The 24,771-nt window shown below is 67.8% G+C and carries 28 protein-coding genes, 1 tRNA gene and 1 pseudogene; 20 read left to right on the top strand and 10 right to left on the bottom strand.

Going from position 1 to position 24,771, the window contains the following annotated elements; all coding sequences use genetic code 11:
* Positions 1-16: 16 nt before the first annotated feature.
* From QE449_RS00305 to QE449_RS00275, 7 genes and pseudogenes are all read left to right on the top strand, one after another.
* Positions 17-488 (top strand): annotated as a pseudogene (locus QE449_RS00305) (MarR family winged helix-turn-helix transcriptional regulator).
* Positions 485-862, top strand: coding sequence for a DUF5313 family protein (locus tag QE449_RS00300; RefSeq protein WP_307107982.1), 378 nt, complete (start codon positions 485-487; stop codon positions 860-862). The pseudogene QE449_RS00305 and the gene QE449_RS00300 overlap by 4 nt, the downstream one beginning before the upstream one ends.
* A gap of 45 nt (positions 863-907) precedes the next feature.
* Positions 908-1,261, top strand: a complete 354-nt coding sequence (locus tag QE449_RS00295) for a YidH family protein (protein ID WP_231476430.1) — start codon at positions 908-910, stop codon at positions 1,259-1,261.
* Positions 1,258-1,557: a DUF202 domain-containing protein gene (locus QE449_RS00290; RefSeq protein WP_307107981.1), complete on the top strand. Its 300-nt coding sequence runs from the start codon at positions 1,258-1,260 to the stop codon at positions 1,555-1,557. Before QE449_RS00295 ends, QE449_RS00290 begins: the two co-directional genes overlap by 4 nt.
* Positions 1,558-1,624: 67 nt before the next feature.
* Positions 1,625-2,314 (top strand): ZIP family metal transporter, encoded by a 690-nt coding sequence (locus tag QE449_RS00285; RefSeq protein ID WP_027506597.1) that lies wholly within the window; start codon positions 1,625-1,627, stop codon positions 2,312-2,314.
* 108 nt (positions 2,315-2,422) lie between these two features.
* Positions 2,423-2,593: a CsbD family protein gene (locus QE449_RS00280; RefSeq protein WP_027506598.1), complete on the top strand. Its 171-nt coding sequence runs from the start codon at positions 2,423-2,425 to the stop codon at positions 2,591-2,593.
* 211 nt (positions 2,594-2,804) lie between these two features.
* Positions 2,805-3,068, top strand: coding sequence for a lipopolysaccharide assembly protein LapA domain-containing protein (locus QE449_RS00275; RefSeq protein WP_056443214.1), 264 nt, complete (start codon positions 2,805-2,807; stop codon positions 3,066-3,068).
* 4 nt (positions 3,069-3,072) lie between these two features.
* On the opposite strand, the gene QE449_RS00270 is transcribed toward QE449_RS00275, so the two are convergent.
* From QE449_RS00270 to QE449_RS00260, 3 genes are all read right to left on the bottom strand, one after another.
* Positions 3,073-5,184, bottom strand: coding sequence for a bifunctional diguanylate cyclase/phosphodiesterase (locus QE449_RS00270; protein ID WP_307107980.1), 2,112 nt, complete (start codon positions 5,182-5,184; stop codon positions 3,073-3,075).
* A 121-nt stretch (positions 5,185-5,305) separates the two neighbouring features.
* Complete coding sequence (locus QE449_RS00265) at positions 5,306-6,721, bottom strand: acyl-CoA desaturase (RefSeq protein ID WP_037186465.1); 1,416 nt, start codon at positions 6,719-6,721, stop codon at positions 5,306-5,308.
* Between the two features lie 38 nt (positions 6,722-6,759).
* Positions 6,760-7,857 (bottom strand): ferredoxin reductase, encoded by a 1,098-nt coding sequence (locus QE449_RS00260; RefSeq protein WP_027506602.1) that lies wholly within the window; start codon positions 7,855-7,857, stop codon positions 6,760-6,762.
* Between the two features lie 178 nt (positions 7,858-8,035).
* On the opposite strand from QE449_RS00260, the gene corA reads away from it, so the two are divergent.
* Positions 8,036-9,052: a magnesium/cobalt transporter CorA gene (corA, locus tag QE449_RS00255; RefSeq protein ID WP_056443220.1), complete on the top strand. Its 1,017-nt coding sequence runs from the start codon at positions 8,036-8,038 to the stop codon at positions 9,050-9,052.
* Positions 9,053-9,063: 11 nt separating this feature from the next.
* Here the strand turns inward: corA and QE449_RS00250 are convergent, their stop codons facing one another.
* Entirely contained in the window at positions 9,064-10,206 is a 1,143-nt protein-coding gene (locus QE449_RS00250) for an FAD-binding oxidoreductase (protein WP_307107979.1), read from the bottom strand.
* A 95-nt stretch (positions 10,207-10,301) separates the two neighbouring features.
* Between QE449_RS00250 and QE449_RS00245 the strand changes: the two genes are divergently transcribed.
* The gene (locus tag QE449_RS00245) at positions 10,302-10,811 is read left to right on the top strand and encodes a hypothetical protein (protein WP_051613553.1); all 510 of its coding nucleotides are present in this window, start codon (positions 10,302-10,304) and stop codon (positions 10,809-10,811) included.
* A gap of 2 nt (positions 10,812-10,813) precedes the next feature.
* On the opposite strand, the gene QE449_RS00240 is transcribed toward QE449_RS00245, so the two are convergent.
* Genes QE449_RS00240 through QE449_RS00230 form a run of 3 tightly spaced genes read right to left on the bottom strand, consistent with a single transcriptional unit; the run spans position 10,814 to position 13,208 of the window.
* Positions 10,814-11,242, bottom strand: a complete 429-nt coding sequence (locus QE449_RS00240; protein WP_307107978.1) for a very short patch repair endonuclease — start codon at positions 11,240-11,242, stop codon at positions 10,814-10,816.
* Positions 11,239-12,048 (bottom strand): hypothetical protein, encoded by an 810-nt coding sequence (locus tag QE449_RS00235; RefSeq protein ID WP_222647533.1) that lies wholly within the window; start codon positions 12,046-12,048, stop codon positions 11,239-11,241. The genes QE449_RS00240 and QE449_RS00235 overlap by 4 nt, the downstream gene beginning before the upstream one ends.
* Positions 12,048-13,208, bottom strand: coding sequence for a DNA (cytosine-5-)-methyltransferase (locus QE449_RS00230; protein WP_222633431.1), 1,161 nt, complete (start codon positions 13,206-13,208; stop codon positions 12,048-12,050). The genes QE449_RS00235 and QE449_RS00230 overlap by 1 nt, the downstream gene beginning before the upstream one ends.
* 313 nt (positions 13,209-13,521) lie before the next feature.
* Here QE449_RS00230 and QE449_RS00225 point away from each other — a divergent pair, with 313 nt between their 5' ends.
* On the top strand, positions 13,522-14,130 hold the full coding sequence (locus tag QE449_RS00225) for a putative glycolipid-binding domain-containing protein (RefSeq protein WP_269320107.1): 609 nt from the start codon (positions 13,522-13,524) through the stop codon (positions 14,128-14,130).
* 12 nt (positions 14,131-14,142) lie between these two features.
* Here QE449_RS00225 and QE449_RS00220 read toward each other — a convergent pair whose 3' ends face one another.
* Positions 14,143-15,102 carry a prephenate dehydrogenase gene (locus QE449_RS00220; RefSeq protein ID WP_307096718.1) on the bottom strand — a complete coding sequence of 320 codons (960 nt, stop codon included), beginning with the start codon at positions 15,100-15,102 and terminating at the stop codon, positions 14,143-14,145.
* A gap of 121 nt (positions 15,103-15,223) precedes the next feature.
* Between QE449_RS00220 and QE449_RS00215 the strand changes: the two genes are divergently transcribed.
* The 6 genes from QE449_RS00215 (at position 15,224) to QE449_RS00190 (ending at position 18,566) form a co-directional block, all read left to right on the top strand.
* Positions 15,224-15,781 carry a tRNA adenosine deaminase-associated protein gene (locus QE449_RS00215; RefSeq protein ID WP_204869600.1) on the top strand — a complete coding sequence of 186 codons (558 nt, stop codon included), beginning with the start codon at positions 15,224-15,226 and terminating at the stop codon, positions 15,779-15,781.
* 32 nt (positions 15,782-15,813) lie between these two features.
* On the top strand, positions 15,814-16,251 hold the full coding sequence (locus QE449_RS00210) for a nucleoside deaminase (RefSeq protein WP_027506609.1): 438 nt from the start codon (positions 15,814-15,816) through the stop codon (positions 16,249-16,251).
* A gap of 117 nt (positions 16,252-16,368) precedes the next feature.
* Entirely contained in the window at positions 16,369-16,566 is a 198-nt protein-coding gene (locus QE449_RS00205; protein ID WP_222633433.1) for a CsbD family protein, read from the top strand.
* A 69-nt stretch (positions 16,567-16,635) separates the two neighbouring features.
* A tRNA-Ser gene (locus QE449_RS00200) sits at positions 16,636-16,726 on the top strand.
* Positions 16,727-16,793: 67 nt separating this feature from the next.
* Positions 16,794-17,810, top strand: coding sequence for an aldo/keto reductase (locus QE449_RS00195; protein WP_307107977.1), 1,017 nt, complete (start codon positions 16,794-16,796; stop codon positions 17,808-17,810).
* A gap of 72 nt (positions 17,811-17,882) precedes the next feature.
* A complete protein-coding gene (locus QE449_RS00190; RefSeq protein ID WP_222641258.1) occupies positions 17,883-18,566 on the top strand; it encodes a YceI family protein in 684 nt (227 codons plus the stop codon).
* Here the strand turns inward: QE449_RS00190 and QE449_RS00185 are convergent.
* Both QE449_RS00185 and QE449_RS00180 read right to left on the bottom strand, forming a co-directional pair.
* The gene (locus QE449_RS00185; RefSeq protein WP_307107976.1) at positions 18,479-19,462 is read right to left on the bottom strand and encodes a sterol desaturase family protein; all 984 of its coding nucleotides are present in this window, start codon (positions 19,460-19,462) and stop codon (positions 18,479-18,481) included. The two genes, QE449_RS00190 and QE449_RS00185, sit on opposite strands and share 88 nt — an antisense overlap.
* A 35-nt stretch (positions 19,463-19,497) precedes the next feature.
* Complete coding sequence (locus QE449_RS00180; RefSeq protein WP_027506613.1) at positions 19,498-20,559, bottom strand: acyl-CoA desaturase; 1,062 nt, start codon at positions 20,557-20,559, stop codon at positions 19,498-19,500.
* A gap of 351 nt (positions 20,560-20,910) precedes the next feature.
* Between QE449_RS00180 and QE449_RS00175 the strand changes: the two genes are divergently transcribed.
* The 4 genes from QE449_RS00175 (at position 20,911) to QE449_RS00160 (ending at position 24,768) form a co-directional block, all read left to right on the top strand.
* A complete protein-coding gene (locus tag QE449_RS00175; RefSeq protein ID WP_155957101.1) occupies positions 20,911-21,048 on the top strand; it encodes a hypothetical protein in 138 nt (45 codons plus the stop codon).
* Positions 21,049-21,067: 19 nt separating this feature from the next.
* The gene (locus QE449_RS00170) at positions 21,068-21,649 is read left to right on the top strand and encodes an antibiotic biosynthesis monooxygenase (RefSeq protein WP_027506614.1); all 582 of its coding nucleotides are present in this window, start codon (positions 21,068-21,070) and stop codon (positions 21,647-21,649) included.
* Between the two features lie 93 nt (positions 21,650-21,742).
* Positions 21,743-22,381, top strand: coding sequence for a TetR/AcrR family transcriptional regulator (locus QE449_RS00165; RefSeq protein WP_051613574.1), 639 nt, complete (start codon positions 21,743-21,745; stop codon positions 22,379-22,381).
* A gap of 56 nt (positions 22,382-22,437) precedes the next feature.
* Positions 22,438-24,768, top strand: coding sequence for an MMPL family transporter (locus tag QE449_RS00160; protein ID WP_307107975.1), 2,331 nt, complete (start codon positions 22,438-22,440; stop codon positions 24,766-24,768).
* Positions 24,769-24,771 lie beyond the last annotated feature (3 nt).

The following is a 24,771-nucleotide window of genomic DNA, read 5'->3' as shown; positions in this document are numbered from 1 at the left end:
AGCGTACGATGGAACCGTGACCATCACCGACCCCCTCGCGCTCGACCGTCAGGTGTGTTTCGCCCTGGCCGTCACCAACCGCGCGGTGCTCTCGGTCTATCGGCCGATTCTCGAACCGCTCGGACTGACGCACCCGCAGTACCTCGTCATGCTCGCCCTCTGGGAGCGGGCACCGATGTCGGCGGGGGAGATCGCGTCGCGCTCTGCAACTCGAACCCGCCTCGCTGACGCCGCTGCTCAAGCGGCTCGACGCCGACGGTCTGCTGACCCGGCGCCGGAGCGACACCGACGAGCGCAGGCTGGTGATCGACCTGACCGACGAGGGGCGACAGTTGCGAGGTTCGGCGGAGTCCATACCGGGCACCGTCATCGAATCTCTGGGTGTCGACGTGAGCGAGCTCGAACAACTTCACGCGGTGCTCACCCGGATCAACACCGCGGCCATCGCGGCCGGTGCACTGTCGACCGAGCGGAGGAGCACACGATGAGCAGGACTCACCCGGGGCCGCTGCAGTGGATCGGCTATTCGTTCGGCCGCACGTTGCCCCTGTCCATGCAGGCCTGGGTGCGTGAGGACCTGATCGGTGATCGTGCGGTTCCGCGTCATCTGCTGCGCAGCATGGTGCCGTTTCTCCCCATCTTCGCGGCGTTCCTGCTGTTCCCCGGTGAGTTGTGGCTGCGCGGCGCGATGATACTGCTGGCGGTACTGCTCGCGCTGTTCTACGCCGCCGCGTACATGGAACCCAACCGTCGCCGTCGTCTCAAAGCGCACGGGTTGTCGCCGGACCTGCAGAACCCGAAGAAGGTCGCGCGGGACGAGGCGGAACGCCGCGCCTACGAGCGCTGGCACCCCAACCGCTGACACCCGCTGTGGCCCTGGGGGCCGTCGCCGACGAGAGTGGGTGCCGTGCGACTGTGGCCGACCGGACTGCGCGACGGCAGTGACCCCGATCCGAGATTCACGCTCGCGAACGAGCGGACGTTCCTGGCGTGGATCAGGACGTCACTCGGCCTCGTGGCCACGGCCGCGGCACTCGAGGCGTTCGGTGGGGATCTGCTGCCTCCATGGCTGAGAACCACCCTCGTGCTGGGGCTGCTCACTCTCGCGGCGGTTCTGGCCGTCGGGTCGTTCGTGCGCTGGATCCGTATCGAGACGGCCATGCGCCGGCGGGCGTCACTGCCTCTCCCCGCTGCGGCGGCGCTGCTCGCGGGGGGTCTGGTGATCGCCGTGGTGGCGTTCGCGGTGGGGCTGTACCTGTGACGGAGGCACCGGGCCTGCAGGCCGAGCGCACCACGCTCGCGCGGGTGCGGACCGCACTGGCCATGGCGGTCACGGCCCTGATCGTCGCGCGTGCGGTGCGAGATCATCCACCGCTGGTGGCACTCGCAGTGCTGTGTGCCGTGCTCCCCGTGACGACCGTCGCCTTCTCGACTAGGGCCCATTCCCGACTCGTCGACGGGATGAACCGGGACGTGCTTCCCGGTGCCGCAGGCCGGCTCGTCGTCCTGCCCGTCGTCGTCGTCCTGCTGGCAGTGGTCACCGCGCTGGGTCTGTGAGAGCAGGTCGTCGGATGACTCGACGACGCGGACGGGGGTACTCCCCGCCGGTGACGAGACGATCGAGATGCTGACCGCCGCCCTGTACGGAATCGGCACGGCGCTTCCCCTGGTGATCGGTGCGGCGATCGGGCTGCGGTGGACACTGCCGAAGCGGGTGTTGGCCGGTCTCATGGCCTTCGGTGCCGGGACGATGATCGCCGCCGTGTCGTCGGAACTGTTCGAGCCGGCGTTCCGTCAGGCCGGCATCCTCGTCGCGGGCGCGGCGCTGTTCCTGGGCGCGGGTGTGTACGTCGTGGCCAGCCATCTGATCGAGAACAAGCTCGGGCCCGCAGCGATCGGGTGGGCACTGATGCTCGGCACGATCCTCGACGGAGTCCCGGAGAACACCGCGCTGGGTGTCTCCCTGACGTCCGGTGGCGGGCTGGTGCTGCTGGTGGCGGTCGCGGTGGGCAACGTTCCGGAGGCTGTCGGTGGTGCATCGTTGATGCGGGACCGACACGACTTCTCCGCGGCTCGGGCGATGACCCTGTGGACGGCCACGGCGGTCGTGCTCGTGGTGGTCACCGTACTGGGCCACCAGTTGTCCGACGCCGTCCCGGAGGTCGGCATCTCGACGGTCCAGGCGTTCGCGGGCGGTGCCACTCTCGCCGTGCTCGCGGACTCCCTGATGCCCGAGGCCTACAAGGACGGCGGATGGTGGGTGGGTATGTCCACCGCGCTCGGCTTTCTCGTGGCGTTCGCACTCGGCGGATAGCTGTGACCGGGATCACTCTGCATGGACGTGCGCTTTCCGCGCCGGGCCTCGACTCACCTTTCAGAACGCGATGGTCACCCGCCGTCGCTCCGAACGAAAGGTTTCATCATGGGAATCGTCGACAAGGCAAAGAACGCAGCAGAAGACGCCATCGGCAAGGCCAAGGAAGTTGTCGGTGACGCCACCAACAACAAGGACCTCGAGGCCGAGGGCAAGAAGGACCAGGGTTCGGCCGGCGTGAAGAAGGTCGGCGAGAACGTCAAGGACACCTTCAAGTAAGACTGCACCACTCCACACCCGGGCGGCGCCGGACCCTCAGCGGGTCCATCGCCGCCCGTGGTGTGTCCGGACACTGTCGGGTTCGACGCACACCTCGCTCGAACCGACCGAACGGACATGTTTCTTCCGCGGGTCCGCGGACCATCACTCCTTCGAGCATCCGCTCACTCGATCGCCGGCCAGGACCGGCGACATCGCGAAAGGCACCACCATGACCGACACCACCACCCACGCACACACCGGACGTCGCCGTGCCGGAGGCTTCGTCTCGAAGCTGTCTCTCCTGATCGCGCTGCTCCTCACGATCGCACTGGTGATCTTCATCCTGCAGAACACCGTGCATACGACCATCAACTTCATCGGGTGGAACTTCGATCTGGCACAGGGTGTCGCACTCCTCGGTGCCGCCGTCGTCGGTGCCGTCATCGCCTGGACCATCTCGGGCGCGGTCCGGGTCCGACGCGCCGTCAAGTAGCGCGTCACCGCGGCGATCGGACACCCTCTCGTAGGAGTTGTTCGATCGCCGCAGCGGGCATCGGGCGCGCCAGATGGAAGCCCTGTGCGAGGCGACCGCCGCATGCGCGATACGCCTCGGCCTGCTCGGCGGTCTCGATGCCTTCACCTACCACGTCCACTCCGAATGCAGTGCCCAACAACACGATCGCGGCCACGATGGCGTGTGGTCTCGCACCGGGTAGCGCGTTGACGTACGACCCGTCGATTTCGAGACAGTCGAAGATCGGATAACGGTCCAGATACGCGATGCTGCTGTGGCCGGTTCCCAGATCGTCGAGTGCGAACGACACCCCCATCGCGTGCAGCGCCTCGAGAGTGGTGGCCACGCGGGCGTTCTCCTTCACCCACACGGTCTCGGTGATCTCCAACCCGAGACGCGTCGCCGGCAGGCCGGTCGCGTCGAGAGTGCGTCGGACCGACTGCACGAAGTCCGGATCGTTGAGCTGGTGGGCGCTCACGTTCACGCGTACCGAGACGTCCTCGGGCCAGCGCACCGCATCCGTGCACGCGGTCTGCAGTGCCCACAGGCCGAGGTGTCCGACCACGCCGGTGCGCTCCGCCACCGCGACGAACTCACGAGGCGAGACGCTGCCGAGTGTCGGATGATCCCAGCGAGCCAAGGCCTCGGCGGCGACGACGGCGCCCGTCACGAGGTCGACGATCGGCTGGTAGACGAGCCGCAGTTCGCCGTCCACGAGAGATCGTCGGAGGTCCGCGGCGAGTCGGAACACGCGATCGGCCTCGTAGCGATCGCGCACGTCGTACACGTCCGTGGTCCCGGGAGCCGTGCCCTTGGCGCGGTACATGGCCAGATCCGCGCGGCGCACCATCTCCTGCGCGGAGGGCGCATCGTCACCGGCCACGGCGAATCCGATGCTCGCACTGAACGGGATGGGCTGATCGCTCTGCGGATCGACCGTGGCCAGCGCTGTCGAGATGCGCACCGCCCGGCTCCGCGCGTCGGCCTCGTCCACCACGTGGTCGCACACGACGAGAAATTCGTCGCCGCCCAGCCTCGCCACCGTGTCGCCGACCGCCACCGTGCGCTCGAGCTTGCGCGCCAAGGTGATCAGCGCCGCGTCTCCACTCACGTGTCCGAGGCTGTCGTTGACGGTCGTGAAGTCGTCCAGGTCGGCCAGCAGGACCGCGACGGTGGTCTCGCTGTCCGCGGCGCGAGCCACGGCCTCGTCGATACGTCGGTACGCGAGCGCTCGATTGGCCAGACCGGTGAGCGGATCGTGGAGTGATCGGTACCGCAGTTCGTTCTCGAGCTCGATACGCCGGATCGCCGCGACCAGGATGTCCGTGGCCGTCCGCAGGAACGTCACGTCCCGATCCGTGTACTCCCGCGGAGCCGCACTGTGCACGGCCAGCACCCCGGGCCGAGGCGTGGAGTCGAACGGGACGCAGACGGTGCTGAGCAGTCCGCGCGAGCGCATCGTCGTGGTGTCGAATCGCGACTCGGTCCGCTCGCTCACCCCGCTGTAGGCGACGACGCGCAACGCGGTGTGGGTGTCGTCGAGGCGTGCGATCGACGCGCACTCCGTACCCATCAACGACGAGGCGGCGCTGGTCGTCGCGTCCAGAATGGTCGTCAGATCACCGTCGACCGCGAGCCGCCCCAACAGGCCGACAGCACTCTGCTCGCGAGCCCGGTGGGCGGCCGATTCCAGGACGTCGGTGAGGGCGCTCTCGTGACTGGTTCGCAGCCGTCGATCACGCATGATCGACGCGATCACCGGCTCGTCGCGCTCACCCGCGGGAACCAGGAACGTCGAGATGGAGACCGGTACGGGTTCTCCGGTGTCGAGCCGCCGGAGTTCGCCGACACCCTGCCAGTGGCCGGTGGTGTGCAGCGATCGTTCCACGTCGGGCGCAGCGAGCAGACCGACGTCGGAGAAGAAGTTCGCCGTGGTCAGGCGGAGCACGGCGTCGAGTGACGGTGCTCCGACGAGCGCGAGGCCCGCCGGGTTCAGGTGGAGGATGCGGCCGTCCAGTGCGGACAGGGACACCAGCTCGGGCGCGTTCTCGAACACACCCGTCAGAAGGGCGGGGTCCAGGCCGTCGAGCGCCACGAATGACCTCCGAAATGGGAAACGACCGGCGTCTCCGGCCCGATTCACTCGGGTATCCAGAGAACGCCGGTCGACACCACTCGTTTGTCAGATCAGTGCTGCCGTCACCGGCAGCGCGTCGTCACTCCCCGCGCGGAGGGAGCTTCGCCTCGACGCCGCCACCGTTGTGCTCGGGGCCCGAGTCGGGGTGACCCGCCGGCACGCGGTTGCGGAAACGAGCCGCCTCGCTGGGCTTCGACGAGGAACCCCCGACGCGCTCGCCGCGGTACGGTCCGGGCTTCGGGGCCATCTTGCCGCCGGGGAAGGCGAGCCGAATGATGGTGCGCTGCACCGATCCCCACTGCTTCATCAAGGGGCCCGAGTTGTACGGAAGCTGGTAGCGCTCGCAGATGTCCTTGATCTTCGGCGCGACTTCCTTGTACCGGGTGCTGGGCATGTCCGGGTACAGGTGGTGCTCGACCTGGTAGCTGAGGTTGCCACTCATCAGGTGGAACAGCGACGAGCCCTCGATGTTGGCCGCTCCGACGAGCTGGCGGACGTACCAGCCGCCGCGGGTCTCGTTCTCGGTCTCTTCCTTGCTGAACGTGTACGCCTGGTCCGGGAAGTGACCGCAGAAGATGATGCCGTGCGACCACAGGTTGCGGATGATGTTGGCGACGAAGTCCGCCGTCACCGTGGCGACGAAGGTGCGTTCGATGCCGGCACCGTGCTTGTCCAGAACCTTGGCCACGGAGTTGGTCGCCTTCGACGAGCTCAGCGAGCGCAACCGCGCACCCAGCTTCGACTTGCCGGCGCCCGAGACGCGTCCACCCGAGACGACCTGCACCGCGCCGTAGGCGAGCGCACTGACCGCGGGCCAGCCGATGTAGTCCTTGACGATCTGACGGCGCGCCTTGGTCCCGATACCGCGCAGATCGGTGAGCAGGTCCTTCATGGGCTTCTCGCCCTTGCGGATGGCCTCGATGTCGAGGTCGTGGAGCGCGACGCCCCACTCGAAGAAGGCCATCAGCAGCAGGTTGTAGAACGGCTGCGCGAGGTAGACGGGCGACCACGGCTGGTTCGGGTCGATCCGCATGATCTCGTAGCCGAGATCCTTGTCCTTGCCGCGGATGTTGGTGTACGTGTGGTGCACGTAGTTGTGCGAGTGCTTCCAGGCCTCGGCGGTGGACGCGGTGTCCCAGTCCCACACCGACGAGTGGATGTCCGGATCGTTCATCCAGTCCCACTGGCCGTGCATGACGTTGTGGCCGATCTCCATGTTCTCGAGAATCTTGGCCACACCCAGGCAGGCCGTTCCGGCCACCCAGGCGGTGCGGCTCTTGGAGCCGAAGAGGATCACGCGCCCCGCGACAGCGAGCTGGCGCTGCGCCGCGATGACCGTGGTGATGTAGTTGCGATCGCGCTCACCGAGGTCGGCGTAGACCTCGTCGTGAATGGCGTCGAATTCCTTGGCAAGCTGTTCGATGGTCTCTTCGCTGAGATGTGCGAGCGGACTCTCGATGGACACTTCGGTCTTTTTCCCGGTGTCGATACTCATGACGAACCCTCCCTGTTACCGCATGTGAATCGGTCTCGTCAGAGATCGATTTCGATATCTCCCTCGGCGGTGTTCACGCAGATGCGTACCGCCTGCCCCGTAGGCTCGGAGACTTCCCCATTACGTAGATCTCTCAAACGTCCCTTCTTCAGGGTTCCGGTGCAGGTGTGGCAGATGCCGATCCTGCAACCGAACTTGAGATCCAGCCCCGCTTCCTCCCCGGCCGCGAGAATGGGTGTGCCTCCGTCGCATTCGACGTCGGTGTCGCTACGGATGAAGCGGACAGTGCCGCCTTCTCCTTCTTCGTCACCGCCACCGATGACGGGTTGGAAACTTTCGTAGTGGAATTTCTCCGGGTCACCCTCGGATTTCCAGTAGTCGCGCAGATCGTCCAACAGGTCGCCTGGACCGGAGCAGAATGCCTCGCGCTCACGCCAGTCGGGGCACAACTCGTCCAGATCGGTGGCTTTCATCCGACCTCGCTCCTCGGTCACCCGAAGGTCGAGACGCAGCGACGAGTGCTTGCGATCGAGGCGCTCGAGGGTCTCGGAGAACATCGTCTGGTCGCGACTGTGCACGGAGTGGATGACCACGACGTCGTGCATGGCGTCGAGGTGGTCGAGTTCGCGCAACATGCTCATGATCGGCGTGATGCCACTGCCCGCGCTGATGTAGAGCAGTTTGGCGGGCACGGGATCGGGGAGGGTGAAGACTCCCTCGATCTCGCTCAGTCGCACGATGTCGCCCGGCTTGATGCCCTGCACCAGGTACGGGGACACCGTGCCCTCGGGAACCAGCTTGGGGCTGACGGAGATCAGGCCGTGGTCGCCGTGCGGGTCGGAGGTGATCGAGTAGGCGCGCCAGTGATAGCGGCCGTCGATGACCACGCCCAGTCGGAGGTACTGGCCGGGCTGGTGCCCACCCCAGTCGTACCCGGGCCTGATGAACACCGACACCGCGTCGGTGCCTTCCCTCTCGACCCGGTCGACCTTCCCGCGGAGCTCCTGGGTGGTCCACAACGGATTGATCATCTCGAAGTAGTCGTCCGGCCTCAGCGGGTTCGACAGATGTTTGAATGCCTTGAGCATGGTTCGGCGGAGTACCGAAACCTGGGGTCGTGCGCCGCGTTCTGCCACAGGTCACACGCTATCGTCACGGCGCGGATCCGCGTCCGTAAACGGACGATTGTGGACACAAACGAGTCCGTTTCGCTTCCGTCGTCTCGGTGGACGAAGATTCGTGTCCGAGGTTTGGATGCGAGCGTCCTGGTAGCCGCCCGACGGGCGGCGGACGTGCGACGACGAGGGGTGAACTGTGCCGATCGTGGACAACGCCGTGTACGTGCACGGGGCGCGTACCGACGAGCCGGAGAGTCTGGATCGCACGTACGAGCTCCTGCGGGCGTGCGGCGGCATGGCGTGGATCGGGCTGTATCGTCCCGACAAAACCGAGATCGACTCGGTGGCAACCGAATTCGGGCTGCACCGATTGGCGGTCGAGGATGCCGTCCAAGCGCACCAGCGGCCCAAGCTCGAACGCTACGGCGATCAGTTGTTCGTCGTCCTGCACCCCGCGCGCTACATCGACGAGACCGAGAAGGTGGAGTTCGGCGAGCTCCACGTGTTCTGCGGTCCCGATTTCGTCGTCACCATCCGCCATGCCGAGTCACCCGACCTGGGCGTGGTCCGTAAACGGCTCGAAGGTGCGCCGAAGCTGCTCGAACTGGGAACCGAGGCCGTGCTGTACGCGATCCTCGACCAGGTGGTCGACGAGTACGAACCGGTCGTCGCCGGTCTGGAGAACGACATCGACGAGATCGACGACCAGCTGTTCACCGGCGACCCGGACGTCTCCCGTCGCATCTACGAGCTCTCCCGCGAGGTGATCGAGTTCCAGCGCGCGACCCACCCGCTGGTGTCGATGATCGAGGCCCTCGGCCGCGGCTCGGAGAAGTACAACGTGGACATCGAGCTGCGGCGCAACCTGCGCGACGTGCTCGACCACGCGATCCGCATCACCGAGCGCGTCGACTCGTTCCGCGCCAACCTGCAGAACGCCCTGTCGGTGCACACCACCCTGGTGGGTCAGCGGCAGAACGACGAGATGCGTGCGATGACCCAGGTGAGTCTGGAACAGAACGAGCAGGTCAAGCGGATCTCGTCCTGGGGCGCCATCCTCTTCGCGCCGACTCTCATCGCCGGCATCTACGGCATGAACTTCGAGCACATGCCGGAGCTGAGCTGGACGTTCGGCTATCCGGCGGCTGTCAGCGCGATGCTGGCCGCGTCGTGCGTGCTGTACATCGTGTTCCGGAGACAGAAGTGGCTCTAGCCCCGTGCGGCTCAGCGCAGCCGGCCCGGCGCCAGGTCCTCCGCGGTGACGCCCCGGTCGGTCACATCGGCCGGTAGCGGCTCGCCGCGGACCAGCGCCGCACCGACGCGCGCCAGTGCCGCGCACGTCTGGATGCCGTACCCACCCTGACCCGCGCACCAGAAGAAGCCCTCCACGCTCGGGTCGAACCCCACCACCGGTGTGCGGTCGGCGACGAAAGAGCGCAGACCGGCCCACGACGACCGGACACGGCGGCTCGTCACCACGGTCGCCTCCGTGATCTCGTCCAGGGCGCGGGCGATCTCGAGATCGTCGGGCTTCGCGTCACCGGGCGGGCACGGTGTCTCGTCGGCAGGGGAACAGAGCAGACGGACACCCTCCGGCTTGATGTAGAACGACTCGTCCATGTCGCTGATCAGCGGGTGGTGGGTGTCGGCGATCTCGGACGGCGCGTCCATCACGGCGATGGTGCGTCGTCGCGGCTGCAGGCCGATCCTCGGTACGACTGCGAGGTCGGCCAGGTCGTCCGCCCAGGCACCCGCCGCGTTCACCACCACCGTGGCGACGAGAGTGTCGCCGGTCGAGAGATCGACCCGCCACTGCTCGCCGACTCGGTCGATCGCGACGACCCGTGCCCCGGTGCGAACGGTGCATCCGCGTCGGCGTGCTCCGCGCAGGAAGCCCTGGTGCAGCGCGTCGACGTCCATGTCGAGTGCGCCCGGTTCGACGATGGCCGCCTCGACTGCCGCAGGCCGCAGGAGGGGCGCCCGGTCCACCGCCTCGGCGGTCTCGAGCAGGCGGGCATCGGGAGACAGCGTCCGCAGAGTCGTGAACATCTCCGCGAGAGCGTCGCCCCGGCCCGGACGTGCGAACTGCACGAAGGGGCGTGGAGTCATGACCGTTCCGCGCACCATGTCCGGCGGGTCCACGAGGAAGGCTCTGCTCGCCGTCGTCAGGCCACGGATGACGTGGTTGCCGTAGGTCTCGAGGAACATGGCGGCCGACCGTCCGGTCGAGTGCATCGCCAGGGTCGACTCCCCTTCGAGGAGACACACGGTCCGATCGGACGACAGTTCCCAGGCGAGCGAGGCACCCGCGATTCCGCCGCCGATCACCAGTACGTCGAGGGCTCGAGAGGCGGCATCGGTGGTCATGGCGGTCGAGGGTAGGCGGCCCGTGTGGAAATCGGGCGCCAGGGGTACCCCGTCCCGCGCGCAACCGTGCGCGCACTCGAACATCGGGAGCCGTCATGAACACAGCTGTCTGGATCGTCATCGCGGTCGTGGTGGTGTTGCTGCTCGTCGCCGTCGGCGTCGCACTGTCGAAGAAGGCGAAGCAGAAGCGCGTCGAGCAGGCCGGTGAGATCCGGGAGCGGGCCGCCGAGCGCAGCGCGGAGGTGGAGCGGTCGGAGGCGCTCGCGCAGAAGTCCGAGGCCGACGCCCGTCGTGCGCAGGCCGAGGCGGACGCCGCGGCAGCGGAGGCCCGCATCGCGCAGCAGCGCGCGCAGGAGCACCAGGGCACTGCCGCCACCGGGCGTGACGAACTGGACCGTGAGTGGGAGCGGGCGAACAAGCTGGACCCGACCGTCCACGACGACGGCACCCCGCGTCGACAGGACGCGAACGCGGCACAGCAGAACCAGAATCCCGCAGACCGGAACGTCACGGACCGGAACGTCACGGACCGCACCACCGGTCTCGGACACGCCGATGCGCCTGTCGTCGGCCCGCACGACACTCCGGGACGCCACGAGCGCTGACGTCAGTCGCCGGGGCGCACTGCCTCGGTGACCCGCTCCGCTGCCACGGCTGGATCCTCGTGCTCCCAGATACGCACGACGGTCCAGCCGGCCTCGACCAGTCGACGATCCGTGTCGCGATCCCGAGCGACGTTGGCAGCCAACTTGTCCGCCCACCACTGGGCGTTGTTGCGCGGGTGGGTGGCGTGCTCCGGGCAGCTGTGCCAGAAGCATCCGTCGACGTACACCGCGACTCGGCGACGCGGGAACACCACGTCGGCCCGTCGTCGCATGCCCTTCAGTGGGGCCTTGTCGACGAAGTACCGCAGTCCCGCTCGGTGCAGTTCCTTCCGCAAGGCCACCTCGGGCTTGGTGTCACGCCGCTTCTGTTTCTTGAACCGGGCACTGGTCGCGGCGTCCGTCGGCGGCGTCGCCCGAGCGTCGGGCGTCATTCGTCGTCGTCGATCTCGGACCAGCTGGGGGCGAACCTGTTGCGCCGCTCCACTTCCGAGTGCACCACCTCGACGAACTCCTCGAACGAGAGTGTGGTGCGGTCCGATGGACGGCCGTTGCGCGGCGGCGCCTCGTCAACGTCGAAGAAGCGCACCTCACCCCGGTACGGGCCGTCCGGCTCGTAGAGACCGATGAACACCTTCTCGAACAGGTCGTAGCGCGTGTCCTCGGCCCCGAGGTCGACCCACGCCCGGCCCGGCATGCCGACGACGGGGCGCTTGCCGCGGCCCGACCGCTTGGACAGCGTCGTGACGTGGTGCGCGAACGAACTCTTGCCGATGTCACTGCTCTTCGCGGGATCGCCGTCCTCGCACGTCGACCAGGGCTCGAACATCACGGCGACGAGCACACTGTACGGCTGGCGCTGGTGCAGCACCATCGCCTCACCCCGCAGTTCGTGGTCGTTGCGCACGATGTTCTTCGTCCAGCGGCCGAGCCGACCGGACGTGGGGCTGTAGTCCTGGAAGCTGTAGGTCTTCACGGACACGCAGAGGATGAGGCCGAGCGTCGGATCGAGTGCCTTGACGTCGAGCCGCTTGCGTCCCTTCGCGACGTCCACCTGCGCTTCCTGGCCCATGCCGTGCGCGTCGGGCGTGATGGACGGATACCGAGGCCTCAACGCATCGGCGACCACCTGCGCGAGGTTGTTGGACAGGCGCTGCGCGTAGTTCTTCTTCTCCCCGCGGTCGGCATCGGGCGCGGGACGGTCGCCGGCGAAGTCGAGTGCGAACGTCAACGGGAACATCAGGCCACGCGAACGGGTTCGGGGACGACGGGATCGTCGGTCATCCGGTGCAGGTGCGACTCGACCGTGTCGAGGAAGCCGGGGGCGAAGCGCAGCCGACCCGAGCGTGCGCGCTTGAGGAACCCGGCAGTGGCCCTGGCGGACAACAACTTCGACTCCTCCAGGAATCCGCTCAGATCCTCGTAGGGGTGCTGGACCGGCCAGGTGCTCGCGGGTACCCGGAACGCGCGACGGTCACGGCCCCACGCGGCCGACGGCCAGCTCTGGCCGGGTACGAGCTCGGTGTCGGACCCCTCGTCGTAGGGAGTGCGGGTGGCCAGCTGCTCACCGACCCAGGTCGCCATGCGCACGCTCACGGCATTGCCGACCAGCTTCCACCGATGCCCTGCCCGAACACCCGGGGACTCGACGGCGGGGGCGGTCCACCCGGCGTCGAAACCCTGCAGCCGCTCGGCGTCCGAGATGCCCGGGGTGACCAGCTCGCCGGACGGGAGCCGGACGGCCGGGGGACTGGCGATACCGAGAGTCGATCCGCCCTTGAGCGTCGGCACCGCGTTGATCGCCCAGCCCAGGCCGCGCACCCCCTCGGTCCAGTAGAAGCCGCACGGGAGGACGTCGGCGTCGCCGGCCTCGGGGATGCCCGCGTCGGGTCCGAAGAGCACCTCACGCGGGTCGTCCGTACGCGAGGCGAGCATGACGACGCGCTGACGCCGCTGGGGCAGGCCGAACGAGCGAGCGTCGACGACGCGATACGCCCACATGTAACCGAGATCCTCGAGCGCGTGCGTGATGTGCCGCATCGCCGCGCCGCGGCCGAGCTGCAACATGAAGGGCACGTTCTCGATCAGCAGCCACCGGGGACCACGCTTGCGTGCGACGAGTCGGAAGACCTCGTCGACCAGACCCGACCGCGCGCCCGTGATGCCCGCCGTGCGACCGGCCTGCGAGAGGTCCTGGCACGGGAAACCGGCTGCGACCAGCTCTGTTCCGGCGGGGAGCGCCCGCAGCGTCGCGACGTCGGTGTGCAGCGGCACGTCGGGAAAGCGCGAGCGCAGCACCGCCCCCGCGCCGGCGTCGATCTCGCAGAGCTGAGTTGTGGACCATCCGCTGCGCGCCAGGCCCAGCTCCAGACCGCCGATGCCGGCGAACAGGCCGACCATGGCACCCTGGCTGGACACGCGTACCCCCGCTCACCGTCGTGTGCGACGGCGGCTCCGGCCACCGACGTCGATCTCGAGTGAGGCTACTCGAGAACACCGACACGGCGTCCGACCGAGAGGGCGACACCGCTGTGAGCAGCGCCCGCAGACGGGGGCGTGGTGCGCCGACTCACGCCCACCGTCGACGAAAACCCTGCTCGTGACCGTTTCATCTCGCGAGAACGGGGCACTCGGTCGCTGACGGGGACGGGGATTCACAGGCAATTCGCCCGGCTCCGGTACTTGTCGTGCTCGTGTGATCTACCGTGAACGCGTGACCACACCCACCGCCGATTCCCTGTCGTCCGCCGACGTGACGGGCTCGTCGTGGCCGGCCATCCTGACGTGGCGCGCGCACAGCGCCCCGCGTATGGAGTCGGTGCGCGTCCAGCTCAACGGCAAGCGGATCAAGGCCGCCGGCCGGATCATCGGCGGCGAGTGCGACGAACACCCGGCGTTCTCCGCGTCGTACGACCTGGTCACGGACGAATCGGGAGTGACCAAGCGGTTGTCCGTGCGCGCGGCCGTCGCGTCGGGGGAGAAGCAGGTCTCCATCAGTCGCGACTCCGAGGGCTATTGGCTCGTCGACGACGGGTCACCGACCCGAAGCTCGTTCGGCGGTGCACTCGACGTCGAGCTGGTGTGGAGCCCCTTCTTCAACACGCTCGCCATCCGTCGTCTCGGCCTGCAGACGAACCCGGCCGATCATCAGGTGCCCGTCGTGTACGTCGGTCTGCCGGTCCTCACCGCCCGCGCGGAGACACTGTCCTACAGCCGCGGGCCGCACGAGTTCGAGGTGGTCTCGCCCGTCGGGACGTCGGCCGTGAGCGTCGACTCGGACGGGTTCGTCGCCGACTACCGGGGACTCGCCGAGCGCATCTGACGGGTCGGACCGTCACGCCCGCCGGGGCAGCCGCTGCACCACACCGCCGCGGCGACCGGCGTCGACGAGGTCGCCCTGCCAGGACGGCGAGCCGACGACGACGTCGGTGATCTCCCACCACTGCAACTGCTCGTCGTAGCGCGACCGCGCCGCATGGCCCGCGGACACCAGTGTCTCGGTCGAGGCGTCGGCGACGAGAGCGTCCCTGGCGCTGTGCAACGCGGCGAGCGCCTCGTCGAGCGCGTCGACCAGGGCGGGCGCGTTGGCATCACACATCGCGCTGACCAGGGCTGGAGCTGTTCCTGCCACACGGGTGCCGTCGCGGAACGAGCCGGCTGCCAGCCGCAACGTGAGCTCCCCGCCCTGCGCGCCCACCGCGGCGAGTGCTTCCGCCAGCAGATGCGGGAGATGGGACACGCGGGCGACGGCGCGATCGTGGTCGTCGGCTCGGGCCGGGACGACGACGGATCCGGAGGACAGTGCGAGATCGGCGACCGCGAGCCAGGCGTCGGGATCGGTGTCGTCGTCCACGGTGACGACCCAGACCGCGTTGCGGAAGAGATCGACGTCGGCCGCGAGCCACCCCGAGGCGGATGTGCCGGCCATGGGATGTCCGCCGACGAACCGAGCGCCGAGTCCGGCACGTGCGACCGCGGCCGCCATCTCCGCCTTCACACTGACGACGTCCGTGAGCACGCAGTGCGGCGCGTGCGCGGCCACCGATTCCAGGACGGTGTCGACCGCCGGCATGGGCACCGCAACGACGACGAGAGCGTCCTCCTCGGCGGCGCGCTGGAGGGCGGAGGCGATGTCCGCCGTGACGTCGTACCCGTCGGCGCGAGCGGCGTCCACGGCACCGGTCGATCGGTTCCAACCCCATGCCGGGCGACCCGAGTCGACCACGGCGCGCAGTAACGAGCCCCCGATGAGGCCGAGGCCCAGGACGCAGACGGGACGGTCGGGTGTGTTCACCGGGGGAAGATTTCCACATCGGCACCGTCCGCCGGGTGCACGACACCGAAATCTCCCGCTGTTTCCCCTGAACAGGGAGGTCTGCACGCCGGGGCGACGGTGTGGGACTACGGTTGCGCGCATGGCTGCACAGCGCGGAGGCAGTACCTCGTCCCAGGGTCGAGGTGACAACCGCTCCGACGACTACGACGATCTCGAGGGGTTCGCCATCGCGGTCGTCCGCGAGGAGGGCACGTGGACGTGCCGGCCGTTGTCCGCGGACGCCCTGACGAGTCTCAGTGCCGCCGAGACCGAACTTCGTGAACTCCGCAGTGCCGGTGCGGTGTTCGGGCTCCTCGATGTCGACGACGAGTTCTTCGTCGTGCTGCGTCCGGCACCGTCGGGCACGCGGGTCCTGCTGTCGGACGCCACCGCGGCGATCGACTACGACATCGCGGCCGACGTCCTGGACCGACTGAACATCGATGTGCCCGATCTGGATCCGGACGAGCTCGACGACGTCGAGCCCTGGGACGAGGGCGATCTGGATCTGCTGAGCGACATGGGTCTTCCCGAGCCGGTCCTCGGCGTCATCCTGGCCGAGTCCGACCTCTACCCCGACGAGCAGCTCGGCATGATCGCCGCGCGACTGGGATTCGCCGCGGAGTTCGCCGCGGTGCTCGACAAGCTGCCCCGCTGACCGTGGTGCCTCTCCACCTGCGTGACGTCTGGATGCGTCGCGCCCTGGAGGTCGCCCGCACCACGCCGGCGGGCGACGTTCCCGTGGGTGCCGTCGTCGTGAACGCCGACGGTGACGAGATCGCGTCCGCGGTCAACGAACGCGAACGCCGCGGGGACCCGACCGCCCACGCGGAGGTGCTCGCGCTCCGCGCCGCCGCCGAACGGCACGGGGACGGCTGGCGACTCACCGGATGCACTCTCGTCGTCACGCTGGAGCCCTGCACGATGTGTGCGGGCGCGGCGGTGCTCTCGCGAGTCGACGGGCTGCTGTTCGGGGCCTGGGAACCGAAGACGGGCGCCGTCGGCTCGCTGTGGGACGTGGTGCGGGATCGGCGTCTGACGCATCGACCGGAGGTGGTCGGCGGCGTCCTCGAGAGCGACGCGGCCGGTCTGGTTCGGGACTTCTTTCGAACCGCGAACGACGTTTGACGCGATCCGTCGACGGGGTATTACTGCCCGGTAGAACACCAGGCGCGACGTTGCGTCGCCCGCCCCGCCGAAACGGAGGGGTGGATGACATGTTCTTCCGCTTCGAAGGAGCACCACATGGGTCTCGACGACAAGATCGGCAACAAGGCAGAAGACCTCAAGGGCAAGGGCAAGGAAGCTGCGGGCGATGCCACCGGCGACCAGGACCTGAAGGCCGAAGGGCAGGGCGATCAGACTTCCGCCGCGTTCAAGGACGGCGCGGAGAAGGTCAAGGATGCAGCGTCCAACATCAAGGACAAGCTCACCGGCCACTGAGCTACCCCGAGCGTGACTCCTGACGTCGCGATTTCGGATCCGCGCCACCCATCCGGTAACGTATCCGCCGGTGGCGTGTCCGAGCGGCCTAAGGAGCACGCCTCGAAAGCGTGTGACGGGTAACCCCCGTCCGAGGGTTCAAATCCCTCCGCCACCGCCATGAGCCCCCCACCTGCCTCGGCAGCTGGGGGGCTTTGTCGTTCACCAACTTCGGGTACACCGACGAGATGAGAAACATGAACGCGATGGAGAACCGCACCCTGGGACGCACCGGACTGCAGGTGTCTTGCGTCGGACTCGGCACCTGGCAGTTGGGAGCCGACTGGGGCGACGTGTCCGAGCAGGACGCCGTGGCGGTGCTCGACGCCGCCGTGTACAGCGGCATCACCTTCTTCGACACGGCCGACGTGTACGGGGACGGGCGCAGTGAGCGGGTGATCGGCGGATTCCTGGCCGATCGTGGCCTGCGGGACACCGTCACCGTGGCGACCAAGATGGGTCGACGCGTCGACCAGGTGCCGGAGAACTACACGCTCGCGAACTTCCGCACGTGGGTGGACCGGTCGCGTGGCAACCTCGGTGTCGACACCCTGGAACTGGTGCAGCTGCACTGCCCGCCCTCCGCCGTGTACGGCGACGACCAGGTGTTCGATGCTCTCGACACCCTCGTCGAGGAGCAGGCGATCGCGCATTACGGCGTCAGCGTGGAGACGGTCGCGGAGGCGCTCGAGGCGATCCGCCGACCGAACGTGGCCACCGTGCAGATCATCGTCAACGCCTTCCGGCTCAAGCCCGTCGACGAGGTGCTGTCCGTCGCCGCCGATGCCGGAGTCGGCATCATCGCGCGGGTGCCGCTGGCCTCGGGCCTGCTCTCGGGGAAGTACGACGAGTCGACGACGTTCCCCGAGAACGATCACCGCAACTTCAACCGCAACGGTGAGGCCTTCGACGTCGGCGAGACGTTCTCGGGTGTTCCGTTCGAGACGGGTCTTGCGGCGGCTCGTGACTTCTCCGCCCTGGTCGCGGACGCGGCTCCGGAGGGTACGACGCCCGCCGCCGCCGCCATCGCGTGGTTGTGGCAGCACCCGCAGATCTCGACGGTCATCCCGGGAGCCCGCAACGTGGACCAGGCTCGTGCCAACGCCGGGGCGGGGCGCGTCGCGCTTCTCGGCGCCGAGTTCGATGCCGGCGTGCAGAGCATCTACGACCGCTACCTCCGGGACGTCGTTCACTCGACGTGGTGACGGACGCTTTCACAGGGGATTCCCAGGCCGCAGCGGTGGCCGCACGTTGAAGCGACAACTAAAGTTCGTCCCATGAAGAAGAAATGGTGGATCACCGGAGCCGTGGTCGTCGTCCTGGCGATCGTGGCGCTCGTCGTCGGACCGCGCATCTACTCGTCGATCGAGAGCAGCGATCCGGCGGCGTCGGTGTCCACCTCCGGTGCCGAGGCGGCGACGGGCGATCTGGACGGTGAGTGGACCGTCACGCCCGGTGACGCAGCGAATCCGACGTCGGCCGGGTACACCGTCGCGGAGGTGCTCAACGGCACCGACGTCACGGTCGTCGGCACCACGCCGGACGTCTCGGGAAGCGCCACGATCGCGAACCAGCAGCTCACCGCCGGTGAGATCGTGGTGCGCACCGAGACCATCACCACCGACAGCGATCGGCGCGACAACCAGTTCCGCGGCAACATCTTCGATGTCGCGAACAACCCCACCGCCACGTTCACGGTGACGTCGCCGGTGGACCTGTCCACCGTGCCCACCGACGGCACCACGGCGACCGTCACCCTCGACGGCACGCTGACCCTCAAGGGCCAGACGCGAGACGTGAGCGTCGAGACGCAGGTGCTCCGGTCGGGCGAGACCATCGTCGCCTCGGGCAACATTCCCGCGACGTGGACCGACTACGGCATCGAGCCGCCGTCGCTGGGCTTCGTGACCGTGGATCCGACCGGGTCCGTCGATTTCCTGGTGACGCTCGGGAAGGCCTGACCCTCGGGCGTCCAGCCGGGTGGTCCGAAGACGTAGCCGAGTTTTTGACGCAGAGTCGCCGCCGTCCGCACGTCCCGTGCGATGGCGGCGTACTCGTGTGTCTGGAGCTTCAGGATGTCGAACGTCTGCACCGGAGTCGTCAGCCCGTAGTGCGGTCGGAACGTCTCGTCGGCGTAGGTCCAGAACAGGCGGTCCCACACGATGAGGATGCCGGCGTAGTTCTTGTCCAGGTACTCCTTGTCGCGGCCGTGATGCACGCGGTGGTGCGACGGCGTGTTGAAGACGAACTCGAACCAGCGCGGCATCCGGTCGATGCGCTCGGTGTGCACCCAGAACTGGTAGACCAGGTTGATCGCGAACCCGGTGAACACCATCCAGGGCGGGACGCCGAGCAGGGGCAGCGGCAACCACATCAGGATCTCGCCGCTGTTGTTCCACTTCTGCCGTAGTGCGGTGCTGAAATTGAAGTACTCGCTCGAGTGGTGCGCCTGATGCGTGGCCCACACGATGCGCGTGCGGTGCGCGATGCGGTGATACCAGTAGAAGAGGACGTCGACGCCGAGCAGCAGGATCACCCACGTGTACCACTGGTCCGAGGGCAGCTGCCACGGTGCGACATACGCGAAGATCAGCGAATAGCCCAGCAGCGCCAGGGTTTTCCATGCGGTGGTGGTGGCGATGGACACCAGCCCCATCGCGATGCTGGCCCGGGCGTCGGCGCGGAGGTAGCTTCCACGGGCCGGTCGGCCGGGTTCGTCCTCGGTCTCGTCGCCGTGGCTCTCGAGGACGATCGCTGCGGTCCACTCGAGCGCGAGCAGAACGAGGAATGCCGGCACCGCGAGGGCGACCGGGTCGCGGAGCGCGGTCGGCAGACTGTTCCAGAGATCGGCGATCACCCGCCGCAGTCTACGTGACCGCGGTCACACCGAGTTCAGGCGCGGTACTCGCGTACCAGCGGGCAGTCGAAGGGGTTGCGCTTCGACAGTCCCACCTGGTTGAGGTAGCGGACGACGATGCCGTAGGACTTCACGAGCGACGTCTCGGTGTAGGTCACCCCGTGCTTGGCGCAGTGCTCGCGCACCATGGGCCGCACCTTCTTGAGGTTCGGCCGCGGCATGCTGGGGAACAGGTGATGCTCGATCTGATAGTTGAGGCCGCCCATCATGAAGTCGGTGACGGGGCCGCCGTCGACGTTGCGCGACATGAGGACCTGGCGGCGGAGGAAGTCGATCTTCGCATTGGCCGGAACCAGCGGCATCCCCTTGTGGTTGGGCGCGAACGAGCCGCCCAGCAGAACGCCGAAGACGGCGAAGTGCACGAGGATGAAGCCGACCGCGAGCCCCGCCGGCATCGCGAGGAACGGCAGTGCGAACCCGATGGTGAGCCTCAGCGCGATGAGCGACAGCTCCAGCTTGCGGTGCTTGATCTCCTTGGAGCCGATCAGCGTGCGCACGCTGGCGACGTGGAGTGCGGCGCCTTCGAGGGTGAGCAGCGGGAAGAAGAGCCAGCCCTGGCGGCGGGTGAACGCACCGTAGAAGCCGGTGCGCTGCGCGACGTACTCGGGGACGAAGGCGATGGGCCCGTTCCCGATGTCGGGATCCTTGCCGATCTGGTTCGGCGCGTTGTGGTGCTTGCTGTGCTTGCCCTGCCACCAGTGCAGCGAGAGTCCTGCGAAGGTGCCGGACAGGATGCGGGCCGTCCACTCGTTCCACTTCGCCGAGTCGAACATCTGGCGGTGGGCGCCGTCGTGACCGAGGAAGCCGAACTGCGTGCTCACGACGGCGAGGGCGACGGCGAGCGCGAGCTGCCACCACGAGTCGCCCAGGAGGAACGCACCGACCCAGACGGCGACGAAGGCCGCCACGGTGCCGATGATGCGGGACCAGTAGAAACCGCGGCGGCGGGACATCAGCCCCGAGGCGCGCACGGCGACGGACAGCTCGGTGTACGAACTGACGAATCGATCTCTGGGGCGTTCGGCGGTGACGGACACTGGTGCCTCTGTTCTGTGGACGGTCTGGCCACGGTGGCTGTCGGTCGTTCTGGCAGTCGATGCAGTGGTGAGAACCGCGGAGAGGGCGGGAAGTGCTCAGGTCACGCCTCTGTCACAAGTGTGACACAGGCAGGGCACGGCGTCGACAGTCCGAGAGTGTCGGTCGTCTTCTCTCAGTGCATCCACAGACGACGGTCGACGTGGCCGGACGTGGTCGTACCGCGCCAGGTCGGCGCCGTGGCGTAGTGTTCGGATCACGAGCACGCCGCGGTTCTCACCGGCGCCTCGTTCTCCCCCTCGTGACGGACGACTCGTTCTCCTCACCACCGAACTACTGATGAAGGGGTTTCCATGGAACCCGAACTGATCTTTCTCGCACCCGTCACCGCCGACGCGGAGCCCGTCGAGGCTCCCGCGACGTCCGCTGCCAGGGACGTCGTCAACGCGGCGCCGCCCGTCTACACCCAGCTGTTCTCCGAGAAGAACTGACTCCTCTCGAACGCCTGACATGACTGAACCCCGGGACGATCGGTCCACGTCCACGAGTACCGCGGTCACGACCTCGGTGGCGCGGCGCATCACGCCCGGCCGTGAGCAGGACTTCGTCGCCTGGACCGATGCCGGAATCAGTGTGCTGCGCACGTTCGACGGGTTTCTGGGCGGCGGGTGGCTGCGCTCCTCGACCGATCCGTACGAGTACTACGTGCTCTACCGATTCGATTCGGACGCTCATCTGCAGGAGTGGCTCTCGTCGCCCTTCCGGCGTGCCTGGGTCGCGCGTGGTGTGGGTGTGGCGGACGACCATGTGACGCATCGCCTCACCGGGGTCGAAGGGTGGTTCGAGCCACAGTCGACGCTCACCGACGCGGTCCGCGTCGTGGGCGCTCCGCCGCCTCGGTGGAAGCAGGCCATCGTCATCTGGTCGGCGTTCTTCCCCCTGTCTCTTCTGCTCAACACCCTTGTCTCCGAGTACCTCTCGCTGGGTCTTGTACTCCGGACCCTGCTCGTCACCCTCGTGAGCACACCCCTCATGGTGTACGTCCTGCTGCCGTTCATCACCGCCCGTGTGAAGCGCTGGCTCACTCCCTGACGGTTCGAAACACCGCGCGAGCGTGGTGAGCGTCACAAAAGTGCACACCACTGCAAACTTGCCGAGCCGTGCAAGTTCCGTACTGTGGGATCCGTGAGTTCCGGACTACGCGACCGCAAGAAGGCGGAGACCCGTGCAGCACTCAGTGCTGCCGCGATCCGTCTCGGGCGGCAACAGGGTTTCGACACCGTGACCGCCGAGGCGATCGCCCGCGACGCGGGGGTGTCGACGCGCACGTTCCACAACTACTTCTCCAGCAAGGAAGAAGCGGCGCTGTACTACCTCGAGCAGGCAGCGTTCGAGTGGGTGGACCTGATCGAACACCGGCCGCAGGACGAGGACTTCTGGGACACGGTGCGCGCCATCGTCTTCGAGATCGTCGACGATCCCGAGCGCGAGTTGACCGAGACCGTCGCGGTCGCGCGGTTCGTCGAGGAGTCGCCGGCTCTGCTGGCGAAGAAGCTCGAGTTCGACCGCTCGCTCTCCGCGGCGTTCAAGAAGGCCGTGGCCCGGCGCACCGGGCTCGATCCCGATCGGGACCTGTACCCCTCGTTGGTCCAGGCCGCGGTGGGCGCCACCGTCAGCGCCGCACTCGGATTCTTCGCCGAGGCATCCGAGAAGGGCTCCACCACAGCAGAATCCGCCGGCGAGGTGGTCCGCCTCGCCATGCAACAACTCGAACGGGGCTTCCGAGCGCCGCTCACCGGTTCCACCCCGCTCCCGCCCGACTGATCGCGCGTCCGTCCGTCACCCGCAGCACGACACCCCCCCGAACGAGGAGAACTCTCATGGCCACCTTCCTGTATCGCATAGGACGGTTCTCGTACCGTCGGAAAGGCATCGTGCTGCCGATCTGGCTCGCCATCCTGGTGTTGGCCGGTATCGGCGCGGCCACGTTGTCCGGCCCGACGAGCACGTCGTTCTCCATCCCGGGAACCCCCGCCCAGGCTGCGCTGGATCTGCAGAAGGAGCGCTTCGGAGGCGGCGATGATCCGCTCACGTCGGCGTCCGCGCAGTACGTGTTCCAGGCACCCGCGGGCACCACGCTCGACTCGCCCGAGAACACGGCGGCCATCGACGGCGTCATCGCGAACATTCGCGGCATCGCCGCCGTGAAGGACACGGCCAAGGCCGATCCCGCGGCCGGACCGGTGCCCGAGGGTGCCATGCCGCTCCTCGATCCGATCGCCGGCAACCAGGCGATCGTCGATCAGTACGCGGAGGCCGGTCTCGCGCCGGACGTCGCGGCCGCGAACGCCGCGGCCGTGTCGCCGCTCTCACCGGACAAGACCATCGGCATCCTCGACGTGCCCATCACCGGCACCGTCACCGATGTCACGGCCGAGATCCGCACCGAGCTGACCGACGCCGCCCAGCCCGCCCGTGACGCAGGGCTCACCGTCGAGATCGGTGGCAGCGCCATGCAGGCCGCCGAGCCGCCCGGCGGCACCGCCGAGCTGATCGGCCTGGCCGTCGCCGCCGTCGTCCTCGTCGTCATGTTCGGATCGCTCGTCGCCGCCGGACTGCCGCTCATCACGGCCATCGTCGGCATCGGCGTCACCAGTCTGACCATCACCACCGCGTCGGGCTTCGCCGAGCTCACCCAGTTCACGCCGATTCTCGCCATCATGATCGGCCTGGCCGTCGCCATCGACTACTCGCTGTTCATCGTCGCCCGGTTCCGTAACGAGCTGAGCGAGACGGACGACCGTGAGGAAGCCGCGGCACGCGCCGTGGGAACCGCCGGCAGCGCCGTCGTCTTCGCCGGCACCACGGTGCTCATCGCGCTCGTGGCACTGCGCGTCGTCGGCATCCCGTTCCTGTCCCAGATGGGTCTGGCCGCCGGCTTCGGTGTCTTCGTCGCCGTCCTCGTCGCGCTGACCATGCTGCCCGCCGTCCTCGGACTCTTCGGCGCGAAGGCGTTCGCCGGCAAGATCCGCACCGTCCCGGACCCGGAGCACGACGACAAGCCGACCAACGGCCTGCGGTGGGTGCGCATGGTGATCAAGCGTCCCGCACTGGTCCTCATCGTCGGTGTCGTGATCCTCGGTGTCATCGCCGGTCCCATGACGTCGCTGCGTCTGGCGCTTCCGTCGGTGGCCACCGCTGAACCCGGTACCCCCGCTCGTGAGGCGTACGACCTGGTCGACCAGGGCTTCGGCCCGGGACGCAACGGTCAGCTGCTGATGGTCGTGGACGCGAGCAACGTCCCCGAGGCCGATCGGACGGCGGCCTTCCAGGCCGTCGTCGACAAGGCGGCGGCGGAACCCGACGTGACCAACGCACAGCAGGCCGGGCTCAACCCGGCGGGCGACACCGCCCTGGTGTCGGTGACTCCCAAGAGCTCACCGATCAGCGAGGACACGCAGAACCTGGTGACCGCGCTGCGCGACGCCCGGGGTGGTCTGGAATCCGAGTACGGCGTCACCTACGGCGTCACCGGCCAGACGGCGCTCGAGATCGATGTGTCGGATCGGCTCCAGAAGGCCCTGATCCCGTACCTCGCAGTCGTCGTCGGATTGGCATTCCTGCTGCTCATGGTGGTGTTCCGATCGATCCTGGTGCCGCTGACGGCGACGCTCGGCTTCCTGCTCAGCGTGCTCGCCACCTTCGGTGCCACCGTCTTCATCTTCCAGGAAGGTGGACTGGGACTGATCTCCAACCCGCAGCCCATCGTGAGCTTCATGCCGATCTTCCTGATCGGTGTGGTCTTCGGACTCGCGATGGACTACCAGGTCTTCCTGGTGTCCCGCATGCGGGAGGCGTACGTCCACGGCGCGACCGCGAGCGATGCCATCGTCACGGGCTTCAAGTACGGCGCCCGCGTCGTCGCTGCCGCGGCGGTCATCATGATCTCGGTGTTCGCAGCGTTCATGCTGGAACCGGACTCGTTCATCAAGTCCATCGGTTTCGCTCTCGCGGCCGCCGTGTTCTTCGACGCCTTCATCGTCCGCATGATCCTGATCCCCGCGGTCATGGCGCTGCTCGGCGACAAGGCCTGGTACCTGCCGAAGTGGCTGGACAAGATTCTGCCGAACGTGGACATCGAAGGTGAGAAACTCGTCCGCAGGACGGACGAGACCGCACCGGCGACCCAGCAGCCGGCGAACCGGAGCTGAGTC

This window comes from Rhodococcus sp. SORGH_AS_0303 (assembly GCF_030819335.1).
Classification (GTDB): Bacteria; Actinomycetota; Actinomycetes; order Mycobacteriales; family Mycobacteriaceae; genus Rhodococcoides.
The sequence above is the reverse complement of the archived record's forward strand: the minus strand, read 5'-3'. Positions and strand labels throughout refer to the sequence as shown.